23 protein-coding genes are annotated in these 21,929 nt (G+C 70.7%); 12 read left to right on the top strand and 11 right to left on the bottom strand.

All coding sequences use genetic code 11. The features are described from left to right. Nucleotides 1-18 precede the first annotated feature (18 nt). The 3 genes from KOI35_RS07015 to KOI35_RS07005 form a co-directional block, all read right to left on the bottom strand. Nucleotides 19-1,395: a glycoside hydrolase family 43 protein gene (locus KOI35_RS07015; RefSeq protein ID WP_215785213.1), complete on the bottom strand. Its 1,377-nt coding sequence runs from the start codon at nt 1,393-1,395 to the stop codon at nt 19-21. After that, a complete protein-coding gene (locus KOI35_RS07010) occupies nt 1,392-3,857 on the bottom strand; it encodes an alpha-L-arabinofuranosidase family protein (RefSeq protein WP_308120828.1) in 2,466 nt (821 codons plus the stop codon). Before KOI35_RS07010 ends, KOI35_RS07015 begins: the two co-directional genes overlap by 4 nt. 149 nt (nt 3,858-4,006) lie before the next feature. Further along, nucleotides 4,007-4,903, bottom strand: a complete 897-nt coding sequence (locus KOI35_RS07005; protein ID WP_215785211.1) for an iron-sulfur binding domain-containing protein — start codon at nt 4,901-4,903, stop codon at nt 4,007-4,009. A 21-nt stretch (nt 4,904-4,924) separates the two neighbouring features. On the opposite strand from KOI35_RS07005, the gene KOI35_RS07000 reads away from it, so the two are divergent. The 4 genes from KOI35_RS07000 (at nt 4,925) to KOI35_RS06985 (ending at nt 7,319) form a co-directional block, all read left to right on the top strand. Continuing rightward, on the top strand, nt 4,925-5,428 hold the full coding sequence (locus tag KOI35_RS07000; RefSeq protein WP_215785210.1) for a glycine cleavage system transcriptional repressor: 504 nt from the start codon (nt 4,925-4,927) through the stop codon (nt 5,426-5,428). Continuing rightward, nucleotides 5,425-5,952 carry a peptide deformylase gene (gene def / locus KOI35_RS06995; protein ID WP_215785209.1) on the top strand — a complete coding sequence of 176 codons (528 nt, stop codon included), beginning with the start codon at nt 5,425-5,427 and terminating at the stop codon, nt 5,950-5,952. Before KOI35_RS07000 ends, def begins: the two co-directional genes overlap by 4 nt. An 83-nt stretch (nt 5,953-6,035) precedes the next feature. Then, nucleotides 6,036-6,806 (top strand): adhesin, encoded by a 771-nt coding sequence (locus tag KOI35_RS06990; RefSeq protein WP_215785208.1) that lies wholly within the window; start codon nt 6,036-6,038, stop codon nt 6,804-6,806. Continuing rightward, nucleotides 6,807-7,319, top strand: a complete 513-nt coding sequence (locus tag KOI35_RS06985) for a 2'-5' RNA ligase family protein (protein WP_215785207.1) — start codon at nt 6,807-6,809, stop codon at nt 7,317-7,319. On the opposite strand, the gene KOI35_RS06980 is transcribed toward KOI35_RS06985, so the two are convergent. The 6 genes from KOI35_RS06980 to KOI35_RS06955 form a co-directional block, all read right to left on the bottom strand. Beyond that, on the bottom strand, nt 7,316-7,939 hold the full coding sequence (locus KOI35_RS06980; RefSeq protein ID WP_215785206.1) for a DUF6518 family protein: 624 nt from the start codon (nt 7,937-7,939) through the stop codon (nt 7,316-7,318). The genes KOI35_RS06985 and KOI35_RS06980 overlap by 4 nt on opposite strands. Before the next feature lie 128 nt (nt 7,940-8,067). After that, nucleotides 8,068-8,448 carry a hypothetical protein gene (locus KOI35_RS06975; RefSeq protein WP_246612634.1) on the bottom strand — a complete coding sequence of 127 codons (381 nt, stop codon included), beginning with the start codon at nt 8,446-8,448 and terminating at the stop codon, nt 8,068-8,070. A 5-nt stretch (nt 8,449-8,453) separates the two neighbouring features. Then, nucleotides 8,454-9,644, bottom strand: coding sequence for a DNA integrity scanning diadenylate cyclase DisA (gene disA, locus KOI35_RS06970; RefSeq protein ID WP_215785205.1), 1,191 nt, complete (start codon nt 9,642-9,644; stop codon nt 8,454-8,456). Between the two features lie 73 nt (nt 9,645-9,717). Continuing rightward, the gene (radA, locus tag KOI35_RS06965) at nt 9,718-11,136 is read right to left on the bottom strand and encodes a DNA repair protein RadA (RefSeq protein ID WP_215785204.1); all 1,419 of its coding nucleotides are present in this window, start codon (nt 11,134-11,136) and stop codon (nt 9,718-9,720) included. Nucleotides 11,137-11,166: 30 nt separating this feature from the next. Further along, entirely contained in the window at nt 11,167-11,823 is a 657-nt protein-coding gene (locus KOI35_RS06960) for a hypothetical protein (protein WP_215785203.1), read from the bottom strand. A 100-nt stretch (nt 11,824-11,923) separates the two neighbouring features. Continuing rightward, complete coding sequence (locus KOI35_RS06955; RefSeq protein WP_215785202.1) at nt 11,924-12,751, bottom strand: UbiA family prenyltransferase; 828 nt, start codon at nt 12,749-12,751, stop codon at nt 11,924-11,926. A 46-nt stretch (nt 12,752-12,797) separates the two neighbouring features. On the opposite strand from KOI35_RS06955, the gene KOI35_RS06950 reads away from it, so the two are divergent. The 4 genes from KOI35_RS06950 (at nt 12,798) to KOI35_RS06935 (ending at nt 16,455) form a co-directional block, all read left to right on the top strand. Then, nucleotides 12,798-13,508 carry a methyltransferase domain-containing protein gene (locus KOI35_RS06950; RefSeq protein ID WP_215785527.1) on the top strand — a complete coding sequence of 237 codons (711 nt, stop codon included), beginning with the start codon at nt 12,798-12,800 and terminating at the stop codon, nt 13,506-13,508. Then, a complete protein-coding gene (locus KOI35_RS06945) occupies nt 13,505-14,659 on the top strand; it encodes an acyl-CoA dehydrogenase family protein (RefSeq protein WP_215785201.1) in 1,155 nt (384 codons plus the stop codon). Before KOI35_RS06950 ends, KOI35_RS06945 begins: the two co-directional genes overlap by 4 nt. 39 nt (nt 14,660-14,698) lie before the next feature. Next, the gene (locus KOI35_RS06940; RefSeq protein ID WP_215785200.1) at nt 14,699-15,748 is read left to right on the top strand and encodes a type III polyketide synthase; all 1,050 of its coding nucleotides are present in this window, start codon (nt 14,699-14,701) and stop codon (nt 15,746-15,748) included. Nucleotides 15,749-15,993: 245 nt separating this feature from the next. Then, nucleotides 15,994-16,455 carry a DUF6023 family protein gene (locus tag KOI35_RS06935; RefSeq protein ID WP_215785199.1) on the top strand — a complete coding sequence of 154 codons (462 nt, stop codon included), beginning with the start codon at nt 15,994-15,996 and terminating at the stop codon, nt 16,453-16,455. A 390-nt stretch (nt 16,456-16,845) separates the two neighbouring features. Here the strand turns inward: KOI35_RS06935 and KOI35_RS06930 are convergent, their stop codons facing one another. Further along, entirely contained in the window at nt 16,846-17,601 is a 756-nt protein-coding gene (locus tag KOI35_RS06930; RefSeq protein ID WP_215785198.1) for a hypothetical protein, read from the bottom strand. A 348-nt stretch (nt 17,602-17,949) separates the two neighbouring features. Here KOI35_RS06930 and KOI35_RS06925 point away from each other — a divergent pair, with 348 nt between their 5' ends. Together KOI35_RS06925 and ispD are read left to right on the top strand one after the other, a co-directional pair. Further along, nucleotides 17,950-18,435 carry a CarD family transcriptional regulator gene (locus KOI35_RS06925; protein WP_030443670.1) on the top strand — a complete coding sequence of 162 codons (486 nt, stop codon included), beginning with the start codon at nt 17,950-17,952 and terminating at the stop codon, nt 18,433-18,435. Between the two features lie 51 nt (nt 18,436-18,486). Further along, nucleotides 18,487-19,179: a 2-C-methyl-D-erythritol 4-phosphate cytidylyltransferase gene (ispD, locus tag KOI35_RS06920; protein WP_215785197.1), complete on the top strand. Its 693-nt coding sequence runs from the start codon at nt 18,487-18,489 to the stop codon at nt 19,177-19,179. Nucleotides 19,180-19,189: 10 nt separating this feature from the next. Here ispD and KOI35_RS06915 read toward each other — a convergent pair whose 3' ends face one another. Next, complete coding sequence (locus tag KOI35_RS06915; protein WP_215785196.1) at nt 19,190-19,498, bottom strand: hypothetical protein; 309 nt, start codon at nt 19,496-19,498, stop codon at nt 19,190-19,192. Nucleotides 19,499-19,957: 459 nt separating this feature from the next. Between KOI35_RS06915 and ispF the strand changes: the two genes are divergently transcribed. After that, nucleotides 19,958-20,431: a 2-C-methyl-D-erythritol 2,4-cyclodiphosphate synthase gene (gene ispF, locus KOI35_RS06910; RefSeq protein ID WP_215785195.1), complete on the top strand. Its 474-nt coding sequence runs from the start codon at nt 19,958-19,960 to the stop codon at nt 20,429-20,431. A gap of 268 nt (nt 20,432-20,699) precedes the next feature. Then, on the top strand, nt 20,700-21,869 hold the full coding sequence (locus tag KOI35_RS06905) for a tetratricopeptide repeat protein (RefSeq protein WP_215785194.1): 1,170 nt from the start codon (nt 20,700-20,702) through the stop codon (nt 21,867-21,869). Nucleotides 21,870-21,929 lie beyond the last annotated feature (60 nt).

Genomic DNA, 21,929 nt, shown 5'->3' with positions numbered 1-21,929 from the left:
GTCGTTCGGTGGACGAAGTCAGCTCAGGCGGAAGACGGTCCCGGTGGAGCCGATCGAGACGGTCGAGCCGCTGACCCGCAGGTAGCCGCCTTCCGTGCGCAGTTTGATGCCGGTCCGAGCGGTCTCACGGCGTACGGGCAAAGGGGTTGTGTCCAGCCGTAGCCCGGCCCCCACGAACTGGTCGGGGTGGTCGACCGAGCGCAGCACCTCGGTGCCGTCGGGCCGGGCCTCGAAGCGGAACTGGGTGGCCGCCAGGTCGTGCGGCGTGTGTTGCACCACGAGCGAGCCGTCCTGGTGGCGTACGAAATAATCGGGTTTGTCGGTGGGGGAAAGGCGCACGATCGGGCCGCCGTCGCCCACCGGGATGCCGAAGAGCGGCGTCCCGTCCGGATGCCAGTAGAGCCGCTGGACCCGCGCGTGCCGGTTCGGGTCGTAGAGCGGATCGCCGGTGATGTCGCGGTAGTCGCGGGCGTGGTAGACCAGCACGTCCGTACGCCCGTCCTCGGCCACCGTGAACGAGTTGTGCCCCGGTCCGTAGCGGGCGGTCGCGGCCGACGTCACGAAGATCGGGTCGGGCGTCTTCACCCACGACTCCCGGCGCAGCAGGTCGGCGGATGTGTCCGCGGTGAGCAGGCCCATGGCGTAGCGGGCGTCGGTCGCGCTGGCCGAGAAGGTCAGGAACACCCGCCCGTTACGGATCAGCACGGCCGGCCCCTCGTTGACCCGGAACCCCTGGATCTCCCAGTCGCGGGTCGGCGTGGTGATCCGGGTCGGCTTGGTGGCCAGTGACCACGGGGTGCCCATCCGGGCGATGTAGAGGCTGGTGTTGACCGCGATCTCGGGCTCGCTCTGCGCCCACACCAGGTAGCGCCGGCCTCGATGCGCGAAGGTCGTCGCGTCCAGCGTGAACCCGTCCCACTCGGTCATCAGCTTCGCCTTGAGCTGCCAGCCACTCGCGTCGAGCGGGTCGGCCAACGGCGACTCGAGCACGTAGGTGCGGATGCGGAAAACGTCGTCGGAGTCGCCGGCCGCGAAGTAGACGTACCACTTGCCGTCGATCCGGTGCAGCTCCGGCGCCCAGATGTGCCCGGCCATCGGGCCGCTCGCCGGGCGCCGCCAGATCACCGTCTCGGCCGCGCCGGACAGTCCGGCCAGGGTGGAGGCGCCGCGCAGGGCGATCCGGTCGTATTCGGGTACCGAGCCGGTGAAGTAGTACATCCCGGCCGTACGCGGCGTGATGAACGGGTCGGCCCGCTGCGTGACCAGCGGTTGAACGGTCGGCACGCCGTAGATCTCGGCATCGGTGCGGGGTTCGGCGGCCTTCGCGGTACCGGCCCCGGACAGCCCCGCGACACTCGCGCCGGCCGCGGTGGCCAGCAGGGTGCGCCTCTTCATCGGATCTCCAAACGCAGGAAGGTGACCGAGCCGGCCGGGAATTCGCGGGTGAAGGTCGAGCCGAGCCCGCGCACAGTGGAGGTGACCGGCAGGATCGGCTCGGCCGACCGGGTGTTCTGCTCGCCCGGGTCGCCCACGAGGACGGTCATGCGTCCGGTCGGGGCCACGCGTAGTCCGCCGAGGTCGACCTTCGTGAGGGCGGGTTCGGCCGAGGCGTTGACAACCTTGACGATCAACTCGCCGGCGCGCGCGTCGCGGGTGACGACCTGGGCGAACGGCTCGGTGACCGCGTTGTCGTCGAACGAGCCCCACACCTCGCCGTCGCGGATCAGGGTGACCTTGGTGCCGCGTACCTGGATCCGCAGGTCGTAGGTCTGGCCCGTGGTGACCGTGTCGGGCCGGGTGAGCAGCTGCTCCTTGGCCGCGGCGGACCCGGTGGCCTTCTCGATCGCGCCCTGGGTGTTGTTCCAGCCGCCGAGGTTCCACCAGTACCAGGTGCCCGAATCCTTGATGCCGAACGGGATCAGGAAGCCCTCGTCGCCGGCCGTCTTGGTGGCCTTGACGCTGATGTCGTAGTCGGTCGCGGTGATGTTCGTGGCCGCCGCGACCATCGTGTTCTCGGCCGCGACGTCGGTTTGCGCGTACGCCCCGCCGGTGACCGCCCAATTGCCGCGGCCGGCCACCGGTGTCCACCCGTCGAAGGTCCCGTCGACCAGCACCGTGCCGTCCGTCGCGGTGACCTGGAAGTCGGAGTATCGGGCGGCCGTACGCCACGTCGACAGCCCCACCCGTCCGGTGATCGGCTGCGGCTGCACGACCCGTCCACCCGTCACCGAGGACGGCACGACCCGGTCGCCCACGTTGGTCATGAACAGCTTCTGCATCTGATAGCTGGTCGAGCCCCACGACTCGTCGTTGTCGAACCAGATCAGGTCGGGCCGCCACTGCACGTTGTCGATGTTGGCGAACAGCGGCGCGTACGAGGCCATCTTGACCACGTCGGCGTTGCGCTCGAGCCCGGTCATGTAGGCCGCCTCGGCCAGCGAGTTGGAGAACTTCGCGTCCTGGGAGGCGTACTCGCCGAGGAAGACCTTGGGACCACTGCGGTCGTACGCGTCGTAGCGCTCGTTGTTCTGCAGGAACCAGTTCGGGCTGTTGTAGTAGTGCTCGTCGACCATGTCGGTGCCGGCCGCCCGGTTCTTGGCCCACAGGTTGTCGAACGTGACGCCCATGTCGTCCGGCCCGGAGTTGCTGATCACCGTGATGGCCGGGTACTTCGCCTTGATCGCGTCGCGGAACTTCAGGAAGTTGGCGAAGTACTCCTCGGGCAGGTTCTCCTCGTTGCCGACGGCCACCATGGTCAGCCCGAACGGCTTCGGGTGGCCCATCTGCGCCCGCAGTTTGCCCCAGGTCGAGGTGGCCGGGCCGTTGGCGAACTCGATCAGGTCGAGCGTGTCCTGGATGTGCCGCTGCAGCAGGGCCGGATCGTCCGTCGCCCGGTTCTGCCCGCAGCCGGTGACCAGGGCCGGCACGACCGGCAGCGGGGCGGCGCCGATGTCCTCACTGAACTGGAAGTACTCGTAATAGCCGAGCCCGTAGCTCTGGTTGTAACCCCAGAAGTTGGCGTTGGCCGGCCTCGTCTCGACCGGGCCGACCGTGTCCTTCCACTGGTAGGAGCGGGCCCGGGGGAAGTTCGAGGCGGCGTCGTACGCGTAGTGGCTGCCGGTGTTGACCAGGCACCCGCCGGGGAAGCGGACGAAGCCGGGGCGCAGGGCGGCGACCTTCTCGGCCAGGTCCTTGCGCAGGCCGTGGCCCTTGTAGGTGTCGCGCGGGATCAGCGACACCATGTCGAGCCGGAGCGTGCCCGAGCCGCCGCTCGACACCGTCAGGCGGCCGGCGTCGCTGGTGCTGGTGGCGCGCAGGCTGCCCGCGTACCGGGACCAGGTGTTGCTCTTGACGTTGATCTTGATGGGGGTGGCCAGCGCGGTGCCGTCGGCCCTGGTCAGCGAGATCGTCAGCGGCGAGGCGGAGTCGGAGCGGGCCCAGATCGAGAAGTCGTAGGCGGCGTTCCGCGTGACCGCGACGCCGCTGTTGTAGCCGGCGTTGGTGACGCTGCCCGGACCGGTCAATTGCAGATAGGTGCGGTTGCGCTCGTTCAAACGGAAGTCGTCGTTGACGGTGGTGCCGGTCGTGGTCCAGCCGGTCAGGCCGGTGTAGGCACGGTTGTCGGCGGCCTGGAACTCGAAGGAGCGGTTGCGGACCAGTTCGGCGTAGAGGCCGCCGTCGGCCGCGTAGTTGATGTCCTCGAAGAAGACGCCGTACATCTTGTCGTCGATCGCCGGGCCGTTGGCGGACGAGTTCACCGTGATCGTGTAGTCGGGTGTCGGGGCGGCGACGGCGGCCGGTGGGGCCGCCGCGACAAGGAGGGCGATCAGAGCGCCGACGGTTCGGAAGCGGGCCACGAGGGATTTCCTCCCTTGTTCGCGCAAACACTCGCCTTCTAGCCGCGTGGGCGGTGGATCCATTGCCGCAGCAAAGAGCGTGCGTCTACGTGAGAGTGGTCGATGTTAGCGTTCACCATAGAGGCAAGCCCGAGGGAAGGCCAGGGGTGTCAGAGAGCTTGCGGCGACACGCGGGGACCGTCGCCGGCGAGCACGAAGACGTCCTCGCTCAGCGGCTCGACCAGCCCGTCCTCGATCAGTCCGGCGAGCGCCCGGGCCCGCTGCACGTCGTCGTTCCACACCGAGTCGAGCCGCTGCCGCGGAACCGGCGCGGTCGCGTGCCGCAGCACCTCGAGCAGCAGCCCGCGCACCTGGCGATCGGTGCCCGCGTACCGCTGCGGCTTGCGACTGGGCCCCTCGAGCGCGGGCGACCCGTTGAGCCGCCACGCGCAGACCGCCTCGAACGGGCACTCGTGACAGCGGGGTGAGCGGGCCACGCAGACGAGCGCGCCGAGTTCCATGAACGCGATGCTCGCCCGGGCCGCACGCGCCGGCTCGAAAGGCAGCAGTTCGGCCATCGCGACCAGGTCGGCCGCGGTCGTGTTGGGCCCGGCGTCCGGCTTGCCCTCGACGGCCCTCGACACCACCCGGCGGACGTTCGTGTCGACCACGGGGTGGCGTTGCCCGTACGCGAAGGTCGCCACCGCCCGCCCGGTATAGGTGCCCACCCCCGGCAGCGCCAGCAACTGATCGAGATCGGACGGCACCTGCCCGCCGTGCCGCTCGACCATGGCCACCGCGCAGGCGTGCAGACGCATCGCCCGGCGCGGGTAGCCGAGCCGTCCCCACATGCGGATCGCCTCGGACGGCGGGTCGGCGGCCAGGTCGGCCGGGGTGGGCCAGCGGGTCATCCAGGAGCGCCAGGCGGGCTCCACCCGTACGACCGGGGTCTGCTGGAGCATCACCTCGCTCACCAGCACGCCCCAGGCGGTGGTGTCGGGCTGCCGCCAGGGCAGATCGCGGGCATTGTGGTCGAACCACGTGATGGCGTCATCGGCAAGAGTCATGGCAGGTCTTACTGTAAGCAGGTGCATGAGCTCGCCATCACAGTCATCGGTCCGGACCGGACCGGCATCGTCGCCGACGTGGCCGAGGCGCTGGCCGGCGTCGGGGCCAACCTGACCGACTCGACCATGACCCGCCTGCGGGGCCACTTCACCATGACCCTGATCTGCAACGGGCCCTCTCTCGTGGAAGCACGGGAAGCGCTTTCGGGGCTCGTGGACGTTGTCTGGGAAGTGCGTTCCGTATCCCCTGAGTCCGACAAATCGGACAAGGGGCAGCCGTATGTGGTCAGCGTCCACGGCGCCGACCGGCTCGGCATCGTGTCGGCGGTGACCCGCGTGGTGTCGGCGGCAGGCGGAAACATCACCGATTTGAGTACGCGTCTGACCGGCACCCTCTACGTGCTGATCGCCGAGATCGACCTGGCCGACGGCGCCGCCGAGGAGCTCGCGGAGCAGCTCGCCGTGGCCGCGGCCGAGCTGGGCGTCGAGGTCTCGCTGCGGCACGCCGACTCGGAGCTCCTGTGATCGCCTGGGACGGCCCTTCGGGTTCGGTCCTCCCCGTCGTCACTGCGCCCTCGACCGTGCTCAGCACGGTCGGCGACGAGGTCGACCCGGCCGACCCGGCCGTCGTGCAGCTGGCCGCCGACCTGGTCGCCACCATGAAGGTCTCGCCCGGCTGCGTCGGCCTGGCCGCGCCCCAGGTCGGCGTCGGCGCCCAGGTCTTCGCGGTCGACGTGACCGGCCACCCCAAGGCCGCGACCACCCACGGCGTCTTCGTCCTGTGCAACGCGAAAATCATCGAGGCCAGCCGCTGGAAGGCCGGCCGCGAGGGCTGCATGTCGGTGCCCGACCTGACCGGCGACGTGAAGCGGGCAGGCCGGATCGTGGTCGCGGCGACCCTGCCCGGCAGCGGCGAAGAGGTCACCGTCACCACCGACGCGTTCGAGGCGCGGGCCCTGCAACACGAGATCGACCACTGCGCGGGCAAGCTTTTTCTCGACCGTGTCGCCGGGGCGCACGCGATCTACCAGCGTAAGGTCTACCTCTGACTCTTTTGTTGTGAGCCGGTGTCGCATAACGTCGGCGCGTCGCGATCGTCTCGCGCGCGTGCGGGTCTACCGTGGGGCCCACTATGCGAGCGACGGTTGGTCCCCTTCCTTCCGCCGTCTATTGGCGGCGTCGTGCGGTCGTGCTGGGTGCGGTACTGCTCGGCATCATCGTGCTGTTCGTATCGTGTTCCGGCGGCAGTGACGACAAGGGCCAGAAACAGGGGCAGACTCCGACGTCGAACTCGTCGCAGTACCCGACCCCCGAGCCCGGCTCGCCCGAGCCGTCGTTCCTCGACGGTCAGCCCGGCGCCAACGGCCCGTCGCTGCCCGCCCCCGGCGACCTGCAGAGCCAGCCGACGGGTGGCGACGACGAGGAGACGCTGCCGCCGACCGGAGGCGCCAACCCCGGCGCCGGTACGGGCACCGGGGCGAACAACAACGTCACCGCACCCGCCGACGGCTCCTGCGCCGACAACGAGATCGCGGTCACCCCGATTCCGGCCTCGACGAACCTCAAGCGCGGCCAGTCGGTCCAGATCGAGCTGAAGATCAAGAACAACAGCGCCCGTACGTGCTCCCGCGACGTCGGCGCCGACCCGCAAGAGCTCTACATCGACCAGGGCGCCTTCAAGTACTGGTCGTCCGACACGTGCAGCACGGCCAAGGGCGGCGACGTCCGTCAGCTCCCGGCCGGCCAGGAACTCACGTACAAGGTCACCTGGAACGGCCGCCAGTCGAGCACCTGCACCGGCGGCTCGCCCGCCGGCCCGAACCCGCCGCCCGGCCAGTTCGAACTCCGCGCCCGCCTCGGCACGCTGGTCAGCAACCCGGTCAAGCTGACGATCACGTCCTGAGTGGTCGCCGCCCTCGAGCTCTACCTGGACGTGGACGCCACCCGCCGCGTACGGACGCTGTGGCGTGCCCTGGAGGCCGAGGGCATCCCGACGCTGGCGTCCCTGCTGAACGACAAGCACCGCCCGCACGTCTCACTGGCCGCGGCCCGCACCCTGTCGCCGGCTCCGATCATCGAAGCGCTGGACGGTCTGCCGGTCGGTCGCGGGCTGACGCTCGACCTGGATTTCGTCGGCCAGTTCGTCGGCCGGGTGCTCTGGCTCGGCGTCACCCCGACCGCTGAACTGCTGAAACATCACGCTGAGGTGCACGCCCGCTTGGCCGCCGCGGGCGTCGAGACGTGGGATCTCTACCAACCCGGCCGCTGGGTGCCGCATTGCACGGTCTCGATGCGCGTGCCGAACCCGCAGATGGGCCCGGCCATCCGGCGCTGCCTCGAGATGCTGCCGCTGCGAGCCACGGTCACCGGGGCCGGCGTCACCGACCACGCAAACGGCATCGATGTGCCGCTCTAACGGAACCCGGTCAGCGACAACAGCACATAGCCGATCGCGGTCAACGGCAGGCTGATCAGGAGGACCAGGCCGCGGCGGCTCCACGATGTCGCCACGAGTGCCGTGACGATCAGGCCGAGAGCGATGAGGATTCCCGCGTACGCGATCAGCTCGCCCGCGCCGTAGCTGGGGTCCCCGATCCGGCGCAGTTCGATCACGGCCTCGGCGAACAACACGGCTCCCGGCATAGCCATAGCCGCAGCCGCGGTTGTTGCCGGGACTCCAGGTGTGCGGGCTATCGCACCGCCCGCCCCGAACACGGCCCCCGCCGCAACGCCCAGTCCCATCCACAGCAGCGCGGTCGAGTTGTAGGCGTTGGACAGGTCATCGTTCTGAATCACGGTCGCCGCCAGGTAATAGAACGGCACCGCCACCACCAGGCAGACAACCGCCCCCACCACACTGACCACAAGACTCCAGCGATTCCGGAAGGTCAGCAGAAACGCCACCACCGCCCAGACCGCGATCGAGTTCCCGAGCCCGCCGAACGGCGCCGGCACAAACTTGATCCACACAAAGTCGAGGACCCCCAGCAGCACCCCCGCCACCGGCGCGGCCAGAGCCATCCGCTTGATCACCATGATCGCCGATCGTACGGACGCCACCCCCGTCCCCACATCGAACCGCGGACAGACCAGCCACCCAATCCATCAGCCAAAAGATCGATCCCAGGGCCGTCGCGCCCCCGGCAACGAGCCGATCGTGCTGGTCAGAGGTGACGAAGAGCGCGCACCGTACGCGGTGTCAAGGCGACCAGCGCAAGGGCCAGCAGCGTGATCAAGGCCTGACCGATGCGACCCGCGGTGACGCCGGGAGAGTCGTCGACGACGTAGTTGGCGTAGCCGTTCGCCGCCGCGTCGGTGGCCAGGATGACGCAGCCCAAGACCAGCCCCAATACCGGTCGGCGCCACAGCAGCACCACGGCCAGCGCGTCGAGCACGGTGAGCGACACGAAGTAGATCGCCAGCCACCGCGGCATCGCCGGATAGGGGTTGAGGCCGCCGACCAGCAGCTGCACGACATGCGCACCCGTGCCGTAGGCGAAGACACCTGCTGCGGTCCCGACGATGAGCCGCGTGGGCCACGGCACCAGGTTCAGACGTAGCGCTCCAGGATCGACGCCTCGGCCAGACGGGACAGGCCTTCCCGTACGCCCCGGGCCCGCGCATCGCCCACCCCGTCGACCGCCTGCAGATCCTCCACCGTGGCGCCCAGCAGTCGTTGCAGGCTCCCGAAGTGGTCGACCAGCCGGTCGACGATCTGGGTGGGCAGGCGCGGCACCTTGGCCAGCAGCCGGAACCCGCGCGGCGACACCGCCGCGTCGAGCGAGTCGGACGCGCCCGGGTAGCCGATCGCCTTGGCCACCGCGACCAGGTCGATCATCTCGGTGGCGGTCAGCAGATCGAGCTCGACCAGCGCCTCGTCGAGCGTGCGGGCCTTGCGCCCGGTCGGCAGGTAGTCGCGGATGACCAGGGTGCGGTCGGCGTCGACGCCGGCCATGAGCTCGTCGAGCTGGAGGGCGAGCAGCCGGCCGTCGGTGCCGAGCTCGACCACGTAGCCCGAGATCTCGTCGGCGATGCGGCGAACCATTTCGAGCCGCTGGACGACGGCCACGGCGTCACGCACGGTGACCAGGTCTTCGATCTCCAGCGCGGACAGCGTGCCGGACACTTCGTCGAGCCGGAGCTTGTAGCGTTCGAGGGTCGCCAGCGCCTGGTTGGCCCGCGAGAGGATGGCGGCCGAGTCGTCGAGGACGTGGCGCTGACCGTTCACGTAGAGGCCGATGATGTGCATCGACTGGCTCACCGAGATCACCGGGAAGCCGGTCTGCTTGGCCACCCGCTCGGCCGTGCGGTGCCGGGTGCCGGATTCCTCGGAGTGGATCGACGGGTCGGGCATCAGGTGGACGGCCGCCCGCACGATGCGGGTGCCGTCGCTCGACATGACGACCGCGCCGTCCATCTTGCACAGCTCACGCAGGCGGGTCGCCGAGAACTCGACGTCGAGCGGGAAGCCGCCGGTGCAGATGCCCTCGACCACCGCGTCGTGACCCAGGACGATCAGCGCGCCGGTGCGGCCGCGCAGGATGCGCTCGAGCCCGTCGCGCAGGGCTGTGCCCGGCGCCATCAGGGCCAGATTGGCGCGGAGCGGGTCGGCGCTCACGCCCCCGCCCGTGAGGCCGGGGCCGCCGACGGGGGCCGGCGCCGGACGATGCGCCGAACCGTTGACACCCGGTCGGGGTGTCTGGCTGGCGGCGGGTTTGGAAGCATCGCGGTCGAGCGGCACCTGGACATTCTACGGACTGTCATCCAGCCCAACGAGGCGTGGTTCGATGAATGCTCCGTAGCGTGATCAAATGTCACCCACGGTCACCACCGGCCGCGGCCGACGCGCGGGCCGCGGACTGCAGCGCCGAGCGCAGATCGCCCACCTCGATGACCTCGATGCCGCGCGGGGCCTCGGGGGCGCAGCCGGGCGGCACAAGCGCCACCTTGAACCCGAGCCGGGCCGCCTCGGCCAGTCGCCGGCCGACCGCCCCGACCCGCCGGATCTCGCCGGTCAGGCCGACCTCGCCGATCGCCACCAGGTGGGGGGCCATGGCCAGATCGAGCCCGCCGGACGCGACCGCGAGTGCCATGGCCAGGTCGGCCGACGGCTCGATCAGCCGGATGCCACCGACCGTGGCCGCGAAGACCTCGCGGTTGTAGAGCTTGAGCTGTTTGGTGCGCCGCTCGAGCACGGCCAGCACCATGGCCAGCCGGGCACTGTCGAGGCCGGAGACCGTACGCCGCGGCGAGCCCTGCACCTCGGCCCCGATCAGCGCCTGCACCTCGGTGACCAGTGCGCGCCGGCCCTCCATGGCCACGGTCACGCAGGTGCCGGGGACGGGCTCGTTGTATCGGGTGAGGAACAGGCCGGACGGGTCGGGCAGGCTCACGATGCCGCTCTCGTGCATCTCGAAGCAGCCCACCTCGTCGGCCGCCCCATACCGGTTCTTCACGCCGCGCACCAGACGCAGCGACGAATGCTTGTCGCCCTCGAAGTGGAGGACGACGTCGACCAGGTGCTCGAGCACGCGGGGACCGGCGACCTGACCGTCCTTGGTGACGTGGCCCACCAGCACGACGGCGATGCCTCGCTCTTTCGCGACCCCGACCAGCGCGGCGGTGACGGCCCGCACCTGGGTGACGCCGCCGGAGACACCCTCGGTGCCCGGGGCGGAGATCGTCTGCACCGAGTCGACGATGAGCAGGCCGGGCTTGACCGCGTCGAGATGGCCGAGCACGGCGCCGAGGTCGCTCTCGGACGCCAGGTAGAGCTTTTCGTGCAGCGCGCCGAGCCGCTCGGCCCGCAGCCGCACCTGACTCACCGATTCCTCGCCACTGACCACGAGCGACGGTGTGCCCGAGTGTGCGGCCCACTGCTGGGCCACGTCGAGCAGCAGAGTGGACTTGCCCACACCGGGCTCGCCCGCGAGCAGCACCACCGCACCCGGCACCATGCCGCCGCCGAGCACCCGGTCGAGCTCACCCACCTGGGTCGGTACGGCCTTGGCCGCGGCCGCGCTGATCTGGGCGATCGGGCGGGCCGGCTCGGCCGGCATGCGGGAGCTGACCACCCGGCCGGAGCCGAGCGGCGTAGACACCGTGGACTCGATGACCGAGCCCCACTCACCACACTCGGTGCAGCGGCCCAGCCACTTGGGCGGCTGGAAACCGCAGGCATCGCAGACGAAGGCGGGTCGGGCGGCCTTCGCGGCCGTGCGGGACGTCGTCACCCCGCAAAACTAGCGGGACGGTACGACATTTTATTCGTGGTTCTCCCCGGTCTCGCCCGGCGCGCGCGACGCGGGGGAGAGCGGGATGCCGAACGGCGCGGTCAGCTCGATCGGCTGGGACTGGCCGCTCACCTCGAAGACGAGGCTCAGCGAGTGGCCGGGCACGAGCTCGTCGCTCAGGCCGGTGGCGATCAGCTTGGTGTCGTCTTCCGGCAGGTAGCTCGCGCTGCCCAGGGCCGGAATGGTGATGCGGGCCGGCTGCAGGGCTGGGGCCGCGGGCTCGGACGGAGCGCTGGACGCACCCGCCGAGGGAGCAGCGGACGGAGCGGCCGAAGCGACGCTCCCGCCGCTGAGGCCGACCTGCTGGGCCGACACGACCCCGGCGATCTCGTCCTGCAGCGGCTTGCTGCTGATCAGGACGGTCATCTCGGTGGTCGTGTGGTTGAACAGCGCGAGCTCGATCGGCGCCTGGCCGTTGGCCGGGTAACCATCGGGGTCGTTGTAGATCACCTGCAGGTTGCGGATCTGCAGGCTCCCGTCGGGGCTCTGTGTGTTCAGACCCGAGATCGGGGTCTTGAGCATGGCGGTCTCGGCGACCTGACCGGCCGAGCACCCGGCCAGCGCGATGACGGCAACCGTGGCGACACCCGCGGCCAGTGTGACGCGGCGGGTTCCCAGCGAGCGCATCACGATCCTCCAAGCTGATCAAGCCCCAACAGCGATGACACCCAGGGCATCGGGTTCAGCCTAGAGGTCGGTGATCGGGCGCGTGCGCCGACCCGTCCATTCACACCACCCGCCCGCTGAAGATCAGCAACAGGACGTCGATCAGGGCCACCACGATCACGGCCCGGAACATGGCGACCCCACGTCCTTGAGCGCGCCTGGTGGCGTACCAACCAAGCGGAAGGACCACGACGGAGGCCGAGGCGGCCGCCCAGCCTGCCCACGACGGTGGTCCGTCCGGCCCGAAGACCAGCGTGAGTGTCGCACCCAGCAGGAGCAACGCGGCGGCGATGGTGGAGCCGGTCGCGCCGAGCCGGTGTGGCAGTCCCCGCACGCCGGTGGCCGCGTCGTCGGCCAGGTCGGGCAGCACATTCGCGAAATGCGCGCCCCCGCCCAGCAGCGCCCCCGCCGCCACCAGCCAGACCGGCGGAGCGGGATGCCCGGGCAGCGCCACCACGACGAAGGCGGGCAGCAGCCCGAACGCCACCAGATAGGGCACCACCGAGAACACGGTGGACTTCAGGGGCCAGTCGTACAACAGCGCGAACACCCCGACCAGCGAGATCAGGAGCGTCGGGAGCGGGCCGAACGGCAGACCGAGCAGGGGGATGGTCAGGGCCGCGATCAAACCCGCGATTCCCACCGTACGGCGGGAGACCGCACCGGACGCAACCGGCTTGTCCGTACGTCCGGTGGCGGCGTCGCGATCGGCGTCCAGCCAGTCGTTGACCCACCCCACGGCGAGCTGGGTCGCCCCCACCGCTGCGAACACGCCCAGGATCGCCCAGCCCCGATGCCCCACCCCGATCGCCAGCAGCGTCATCGCCACGGTGACGGCGCCGCCGGGTTCCGGATGGGACGACTTGAGCACAGCGAGCGCGCGGGACATGCGAGCAGTGTGGCGGGTGTGCCGGATGCATGCCACGCTCGATCACATGCCGTCGATGGGGCGTAACGATCCGCGTCAGTACGACGACCTCGCCGACGCCTGGTGGCGCCCGGGTGGCGAGTTCGAGCTGCTGCACTGGCTCGCGGCGGCCCGGGCCCGGCTCATCCCGCCCGCCCGCTCGGCCGGGGCGCTGCTGGTCGACGCGGCCTGCGGCGGCGGCCTGCTGGCCCCGCACCTGGCCGGCAAGGGCTACACCCACGTCGGCGTCGACCTGTCCACGCCCGCGCTCGGGCACGCGGCCGCCCGCGGCGTCCGGGCCGTACGCGGCGACGTGACCGCGTTGCCGCTGGCCACCGGATCGGCCGAGGTGGTGGTGGCGGGCGAGATTCTCGAACACGTCACCGACCTGCCGGGCACGGTGGCCGAGCTGTGCCGGGTGCTCGCGCCGGGCGGACTGTTCGTGCTCGACACCGTCAACGACAACGCGCTCAGTCGCTTCATCACGGTCACGCTGGGCGAGCTGATCGGGCTGGCCCCGGTCGGCCTGCACGATCCGGCACTGTTCGTCGATCCGCGCCGGCTCATCGCGGAGTGCGATTCCCATGGCGTACGCCTCCAGGTGCGCGGCGCCCGCCCCAGCGTCCCCGGAGTGCTCCGCTGGCGCTTCCGCCCGCACGGCCCGACCCGGGGCCGCATCGTTCCCACCCCGTCCACCGCCGTGCTCTATCAGGGGCGCGGTCGTAAGGAGACCGCATGATCTCCGAAGCCCGGCGCCTCGCGCCCCGGTTCGCGGCCCGCGCCGCCGCCCACGACCGGGACGGCAGCTTCCCCGCCGACGACTTCGCCGACCTGCGCGCGGCCGGACTGTTCGGCCTGATGGTGCCGGCCCGGCTGGGCGGTGCCGGGGCGAGCTTCGCGCAGTACGCGGCGACCGCCTACGAGCTGGCCCGCGGCAACGGCGCGACCGCGCTGATCTTCAACATGCACGCCTCGGTGACCGGTGCCCTGGCCGGCGTGACCGACGAACTGGCCGACGCCCTGGGCCTGCCGCCCGAGGCACTCCAGGCCCGCGACGACGCCCTGCAGGCCGCGGCCGACGGCAGCTGGTACGCGGTGGCCATGAGCGAACGCGGCGCCGGTTCGCGCCTCTCCCAGCTGACCACGTCGTACGAGACGGTCGACGACGGCTACCGCATCCACGGCTCCAAGACGTTCTGCTCGGGCGCCGGGCACGCGGACGCCTACCTGGTCGCCGCCCGCAGCGCCGCCGATCCGTCTCAGGTGTCCCAGTTCCTGGTGCCGGCCGGCGACGGTCTGCGGGTCGAAGAGACGTGGGACGCGCTCGGCATGCGCGCCACCGGCTCGCACGACCTGCACGTCGACGTCACCGTGCCGGCCGGCTCGCTGCTCGGCGGGGTCGAGGGCCTGGCCCTGGTCGTGGCCCAGATCGCCCCGCACTGGATGGTGGCCAGCTACGCCGCCGTCTACGTCGGGGTGGCCCGGGCCGCCGTCGACGCCGCGGTCGAGCACGTCAACGAGCGCAAGCTGGGCCACCTGCCGGCCGTCCGGGCCCGCATCGGCCGGGCCGACGCCGCCGTCGCGGCCGCCCACCTGGCCGTCATGGAAGCGGCCCGGCGGGTCGACGAGCGGCCCGGCGAGGCCGAGACGACCCGCTGGGTGTGGCGGGCCAAGCTGCTGGCCGGCACCACCGCGGCCGAGGTGGCCGCCTCGATGCTGGAGGCCGCGGGCACGTCCGCGATGCGCCGCGGGCACCCGCTCGAGCGCCTCTATCGGGACGCCCGGGCCGGGTCGTTGCAGCCGGCCACCAGCGACGTGTGTGCGGACTGGCTGGGAGTGGACGCGCTCGGCGGCGACGCGGACTCGGAGGGGTCAGCGCCGCGCTGGTAACGGATTTTGGCGGCGGGGTTCGGGGCCTAGGAGGCACAAGTGAATCGCAACGCGACGATCGCGGGGCTGGGGACGGCTCTGCCGCCCTCGACCGCGCAGAGTGACCTGTGGGACGACTACTTCGCGCAGCACTACACCGGCGCCCGCCGGACGCTGGCCAAGCGGATCTTCGAGAATTCCGGGGTGCGTACCCGCCAGGCGGCGGTCAGCCCGCTGCTCGAGGACGTGTCGGACTGGACGACCGAGCAGCGGATGCGCCGCTACCAGATCGAGGCCGTGCCGCTCGGCAAGGAGGCGGTCAGCCGCGCCCTGGCCGACGCCGGCCTCGGTGCCGGCGACCTGGGTCTGTTCGCGGTCTGTTCCTGTACGGGCTACGCGACCCCCGGACTCGACATCCTGCTCGCCCGTGACCTGGGCATGTCGCCCTCGGTCCAGCGCCTCTTCGTGGGTCACATGGGCTGTTACGCGGCCCTGCCCGGGCTGGGCGCGGTGTCCGACTTCGTGACCGCCCGGGGCCGGCCCGCCCTGCTGCTCTGCGCCGAGCTGACCAGCCTGCACCTGCAACCGGCCGGGGTCCGTGCCGACTTCCAGCAGATCGTGTCGCACGCGCTCTTCTCCGACGCGGCGGCGGCCGTGGTGGTCACCCCGGGCGGCCCCGGCTACGTGGTGCAGGACGTCGCCGCGGTCACCGACACGACCACGGCCGACCACATGACCTGGGACGTCACCGATGTCGGCTTCCGGATGGGGCTGTCCCCGCGCGTGCCGGCGGTGCTCGAACTGCACGTCCGGACGCTCGTCGACGACCTGCTCGACCGGCACGGGCTGAGCATCGGCGACGTCGACGGCTGGGCCGTCCACCCGGGCGGGCCCAAGATCCTCGACGTGGTCCAGGACCAGCTCGGCCTGGACAGCGGGGCGTTGTCGGCCTCGCATGAGGTGCTTTCCGCGTACGGGAACTGCTCGTCACCGACCGTCCTGCTGGTTCTCGATGCACTCCGTCGCCGGGCGGCGCCCCCGCGACACGTCGTGATGCTCGCCTTCGGGCCGGGTCTGACGCTCTACAGCACGCTGCTGCTCCGCTCCTGAGTCTCGGCGGCACGCTGCTGATCGGGTCGTGTGGCTCTTACGGCACGCTGCTGATCGGGTCGTGTGGCTCTTGCGGCACGCTGCTGATCGGGTTGTGCGCTCTTACGGAACGCTGCTGATCGGGTCGTGTGGCTCTTGCGGCACGCTGCTGATCGGGTTGTGCGCTCTTACGGAACGCTGCTGATCGGGTCGTGCGGCTCTTGCGGAACGCTGCTGATCTGGTCCTGCGGGCTAAAGTCACGGCCGTGACGGGTGAGCGGACGCGCGGGGCGATCCTCTATACGACCGCCGGGGTGCTGGTGGCCGGCGGGGCGACGTGGTGGACCCTGGCGGCGCCGCCGTCACACAGCGACGACCCGCTCGACCAGCGGCGCGCCACGGTCGAACAGTTGCTCCCCGACGTCGACGGCCAGGCCGACGCGAGCACGCTGACCCTGGCCGCGGGCAGCGACAACGCGATCGAGTCGAAGCCCCTCGACACGGCCTCCTACCGGATCTCGCTGATCTGCCGGGGCGCGTCCGACACGTCGGTGCGGGTCAGCATGAGCCGCTCGGGGCCGGACTCGGGTATGGGTGTGCCCTGCTCGGAGGGCCGGCAACCGGACAGTTTCGAGGTCGGGCTGGCCGGCGCCATGCGACTGAACGTCCGGGTCGGCGACGAGGGCGTGGTCATCTTCCGCTACTCGATACAGCGAGTCATCGACTGAGCCTCGCGCGCCCGGTCCTGCTCAGCGGCTCGCCGGCGAAGCCCACGTGCTCTGCGGCTCGCCCGCGTGCACGCGGGGTTCATACGTGCTCAGCGGCTCGCGCGTGTGCGCGGCGGGGTTCGTGCTTTGCGGCTCGCGCGTGTGCGCGGCGGGGCTCACACGTGCTCAGCGGCTCGCGCGTGTGCGCGGCGGGGCTCACACGTGCTCAGCGGCTCGCGCGTGTGCGCGGCGAGGTTCGTGCTTTGCGGCTCGCGCGTGTGCGCGGCGGGGCTCACACGTGCTCAGCGGCTCGCGCGTGTGCGCGGCGGGGCTCACACGTGCTCAGCGGCTCGCGCGTGTGCGCGGCGGGGCTCACACGTGCTCAGCGGCTCGCGCGCGTGCGCGCGGGGCTCAGAGGCGGGCGAGGTCGGCGCGGAAGTCGTCGACCGAGACGGTGCGCGGGACCCGGCGGACGATCTGGGAGCCGCGGTCGACGAGCACCGCGGCGGCCGTCGAATCGGGGGCGCCGAGACGCAGATGGGTGCGCAGGCTGCCGGTCGGATCGTTCAGCATCCGCACAGTCTTGCCATTCGCCGGGGGTGTGGCACCGGTCGGCGGCGTGGCCGCGGAGGCAGCCGACGCGGTCGCGGCCGAGACGGTGATCACGGCGATCTCGGGGCCGACGGCGTCGATCGTGTCGGATATGAGCGCCGTGCAGGCGCAGCCGTCGATGAGCAGGATGACAGCGGGTAGCCGGCCGCGCAGCGGCACCGTCTGCCCGTCGGCCGCGACCAGCTCGAGCGCCGGCAGGGTCGTGACCACCTCGGGTGTCGTGCTGGCGGTGCGCTGCGTGGCCGGTTGGCGCGGCGGGCCGGGCCACGCCGAGGCGAAGAGGCTGGCCACGGTGACCACGACGGCCAGCGTGATGATCAGTACGGGAGCGCGGAGCGTGGTGACCGCGAACCGGCGGAACCGGCGGACCGCGGGCCGGCCGGTGAAGCGCTGCCAGCCGGTCGGTGGATCGGCCAGCCGCAGCTCAGCCCGGACGGCATCGACCTCGTCGGAAAGCTCGGAGAGGTCGTCCGGAATGACGATGACGCCCCACTCCTCGGGCAGGTCGGGCAGGTCGTCCGGCGACCATCCGCCACTGTTGCTCGCACCAGCCATGACTCACCCTCCCCCCGGGCCGACCCATTCGTTCTTCGGTCGGGGACCTTGCGTCCAGCCTCCCTTAACCAAGGCCCGCACACCAGTAGTGCGCGCTTCCGGACCTTAGCGATAAGCTTGACCTCACAAACGCCGTAGGTACGAAATATCCGACCCGCCCAGACTCCCCGATCCGGGTTGGCGTAACCGGTTAGTCACTCAGCGTTACCGAGGCAGCTCGCGGCCCGTCTGTCAAGCCGCAGAAACGCCCATCACAGGTGCTCTGAGCTGCACTAACAGTCACCGGCTGGGCGGGACATAGCTGCCTGAGCGTGTTACCCTAGACACAGCGAAAGGGGCTTCGAACCTATGGTTTTCAGTGTCGGCGAGACCGTTGTTTACCCCCACCACGGGGCCGCACTCATCGAGGCAATCGAAACAAGGGTCATCAAGGGCGAAGAAAAGCAGTATCTCGTGCTGCGCGTCGCTCAGGGCGATCTGACCGTGCGGGTGCCCGCTGAGAACGCCGAGATCGTCGGCGTGCGCGAAGTGGTTGGCGAGGAAGGCCTGGGCAAGGTCTTCGACGTCCTCCGCGCTCCGCACACCGAGGAGCCGACGAACTGGTCGCGGCGTTACAAGGCCAATCTCGAGAAGCTTGCTTCGGGTAACCCCCTCAAGGTTGCCGAGGTTGTTCGTGACCTTTGGCGTCGTGAGCGTGAGCGTGGTCTCTCGGCCGGAGAGAAGCGCATGCTCGCCAAGGCCCGTGACATCCTCGTCGGTGAGGTCGCTCTGGCGGAAAAGAGCACCAAAGACGAGGCCGAGGTTCTCCTCGACAAGGTCCTCACCGAGGCCTGATCCACCCCCCACCTCGAACAACAGAATGATGTGTTCGCACAGGACCGCGACGTGACCGCGCAGCTGAATGCCCGCGGTGACGTCGCGGTCCTGGTTCCGGCGGCTGGTGCCGGCCTGCGGCTCGGCCCGGGCGGTCCCAAAGCTCTGCGTCTGCTTGCCGGTGAGCCGCTGCTCGTGCACGCGGTTCGCCGGGTGGCGGCGTCGCCGTCGGTCCGCCTGATCGTGGTCGCCGCTCCCGCGGCCGAGGTCGAGGCGGTGCGCACACTCCTGACGCCGGTCGCGCCGGTCACCGTGGTGGCCGGCGGGGCCGAACGTCAGGAGTCCGTCGCACTGGCCCTGGCGGCAGTCCCCGCCGAGATCCCCATCGTGCTCGTCCACGACGCAGCGCGCGCCCTCACCCCACCCGACGTGATCGAGTCGGTGGCCGCCGCAGTCCGATCCGGCCGGCCCGCGGTGATCCCGGTGCTTCCGGTTGTCGACACCATCAAAGAGGTCGACGCCGACGAGGCCGTGCTCGGCACGGTCGACCGCTCGGTGCTACGCAGCGTGCAGACTCCGCAGGGCTTCCAGCACTCCGTGCTGGCTGCCGCCCACGCCGCCGCCACCGACCCGCTGACCGACGACGCAGGCTTAGCCGAAAAGGCCGGCATCCAGGTCACCTGCGTCCCCGGCTCCGACCTGGCCCTCAAGATCACCCGCCCGATAGACCTGATCCTCGCCGAGGCCTTCCTCAACCTCCCCTGATCCCGAGCGGCTACTGCAGGGGTTTGCCGGTGTGCCAGATCGTCACGACGGTGGGCACGGGGCTCGTGCCACGGCCGTCCGACGCCAGCCGCGCTTCGAAGCCGTTGAGGCACACGAGTCGCTCGTCGTCGGTCCACCACCCGACCGAGAAGCCACTCGCTGAGTCGATCGGCCGCAGACGTGGGTGCCGAGCGCGGAGTTCGGTCAGGTAGGCATTGGCATCCGTGGGCGTCTCGGCGGAGACGACGCGCTCGTGGCGGACGTGCTGCAGCAGGGCGTCGCATTCCAGAAAGTGGGCAAGCGAGGGAAAGGCCGGCACTTCGACGCCCAGGAAGCCGAACCACAGCGTCTCGTCGGGCCGGACGAAGCCGTAGCGGCAGCCGTCGGGCGCGGCGTCTGAGACGGCGTAGTCGAAGTTTGATCTGCCCGGTGCCGGGATCGACCTCGAAGGCAGGCTCGAAGACGATCTCGGAATCGCGGAACCGGCTGAAGTAGGTCAGTCCCGCATATCGACGCTGGACACGCCGGAACATGGCCAGCGCATCCTCATCGCTAGATCCGAGTACAGAACGCATCATCGCCCGGCAATCGTCGTCACCCGGCCCGGCATGCGCGTGTGCACTCAGGAAGCCCCGCGCACGCACGCTGAGCGGCGATGGGGAGACGAGGACGTGCGCGTTCGACATCGACTCATCCTCCGGCACCGCGTCACATCCGCCGCTCGGTGGGCAGCTCGCCAGGAGATCTGTTCGATCAGGCGGCTCGGTAGGGTGGTTTCGTGATCAACCAGCGGGTCGGGATCGGGACGGATGTGCACGCCTTTGCGGCCGGGCGGGAGTGCTGGGTTGCGGGGCTGCTCTGGCCGGACGAGGTTGGGCTGGCTGGGCATTCGGACGCCGATGTGGCTGCTCATGCGGCTTGCGATGCGCTGTTCGGGGCGTCGGGGCTGGGTGATCTGGGGAGCAATTTCGGCACCTCGCGGCCGGAATGGGCGGGGGCTTCGGGGGTCGCTCTGCTGAGCGAGAGTGCGCGGCTGGTTCGGGCCGCGTCCTTCGAGATCGTGAATGTGTCGATCCAGGTGATCGGGAACCACCCGAAGATCGGCAAGCGGCGTGACGAAGCTCAGCGGGTGCTGTCGGCCGCGGTCGGGGCGCCGGTCACGGTCTCGGGAACCACGACGGACGGTCTCGGGCTGACCGGCCGCGGCGAGGGCCTGGCGGCCACGGCGATCGCGCTTATCGCGCACATCTGAGAGCGTCGGGCGCGCACGCTTGAGGGCGTCGGGCGCGCACGCTTAAGGGCGCAGCGCGCGCACGTTGAGAGCGTCGGGCGCGCATGCTTGAGGGCGCGGGGCGAGCACGTTCGAAAGCGTCGGGCGCGCACGCTTGAGGGTGTCGGGCGCGCACGTCTGAGGGTGTCGGCTGCGGGCTGGTCACGGGTGGCTGAGAGTGCGCTGGAAGATGCATCGGAGGCGGTCACCCGGCAACGGGGGATTTCGTGGCAGCGCTTACTCTCGGAGCGTGGCCGCGCCCCTGGAACCAGAAACCACGCCGGAAGAGTACCGGCAGCGTGCGCTGTTGCTGGCCGACCTCGGGCGGTATGACGAGGCGGCTCAGGAGATCGCGTCGGGGCTGTCGACCGCCCCGGATGACCCCAACCTCCTCGCCACTTTGGCCCGCATCCACCTCGCGGCCGAGCAGCCCGGTGAGGCCCTGCGCGCGGCCCAGAAGGCGACCGAGGCCGCCCCGGGCACGCTGACCAACCTGGTTGTGCAGGCGATGGCGCTGGCCGACAGTCAGAAGTACGGCGAGGCGGCGCTGGTCGCGTCCGAGATTCTGCGCACCTGGCCGGGTGACGCCTACGCGCAGCGGACCGGCGCGGCGCTGCTCAGCGAGTCGCGGAACGGGCAGGAGGCGCTCAACGCGGCCTGGAACGGGGTTCGGGTGGCGCCCGCCGAGGCCGAGGCACACCTGGTCCTGGCGGTCGTGGCGGCGCGGTTGCGGTTGTTCGACCTGGCCCAACGGGCGTACGCGCAAGCACTTGACCTTGATCCGGAGATCGGGGACGCGCAGCGGGACGTCGGCATCGTGCGGTTCGAGCGGCGGCGCTGGGCCCAGGCGCTCGAGTCGCTGGCCGATGAGGCGGCGCTGCCCACGGCGGCCGAGCCCGTTCCCGATGACGGCGAGCCATATCCGGAGCCCTTCCCGCGCCCCTACCCGGCGCCCGACCGGCCCGATCCGGAGGAGCCGCCGGCGCACACGTCGGCGAGCTGGACCGGACAGCCCGCGATCAGCAAGCCCGTCGGCCCGGTGCTCGACCCGTCCGAGTCGTCGGCCGAGGCCGTACGCCGGCATGTGCTCTACGGCATCAACGGCACGCTCGTGGCCGGTCTGGTGGCCGGGCTCATGACGCTGGCCAGCCCGGGGATCTCGCGGATGTGGGGCGGCCTGATCGGCATCCTGATCTTCGTCGGGGTGGTGTTCGCGCTGAACCGGGCCGTGCCCGAGCCGCTCGCCGCCGCCCTCGGACGGTTGCGCGCGCACGATCGCCCCCTGGCCGCGGCGGCCTACGTCGGTTTCGTCGCGCCGCTGCTGCTCTTCGTCTACGCCCTCGTCGGCGGCGTGATCCCGCTGGTCGCGGCGCTGGTGCTGGCCGCCGTGGCCGAGATCCTGATCCTGACCCGCCGCTAAGGCACTCCCCCACAAACCCGGTCAGCCGGCACCGCTTGTCCTCGGAATCATTCGCAGTCC

The sequence above is a fragment of the Paractinoplanes bogorensis genome, from assembly GCF_018829635.1.
Lineage (GTDB): Bacteria > Actinomycetota > Actinomycetes > Mycobacteriales > Micromonosporaceae > Actinoplanes > Actinoplanes bogorensis.
Note: the sequence above shows the minus strand (reverse complement) of the source record. Positions and strands in the feature narration are given on the sequence as shown.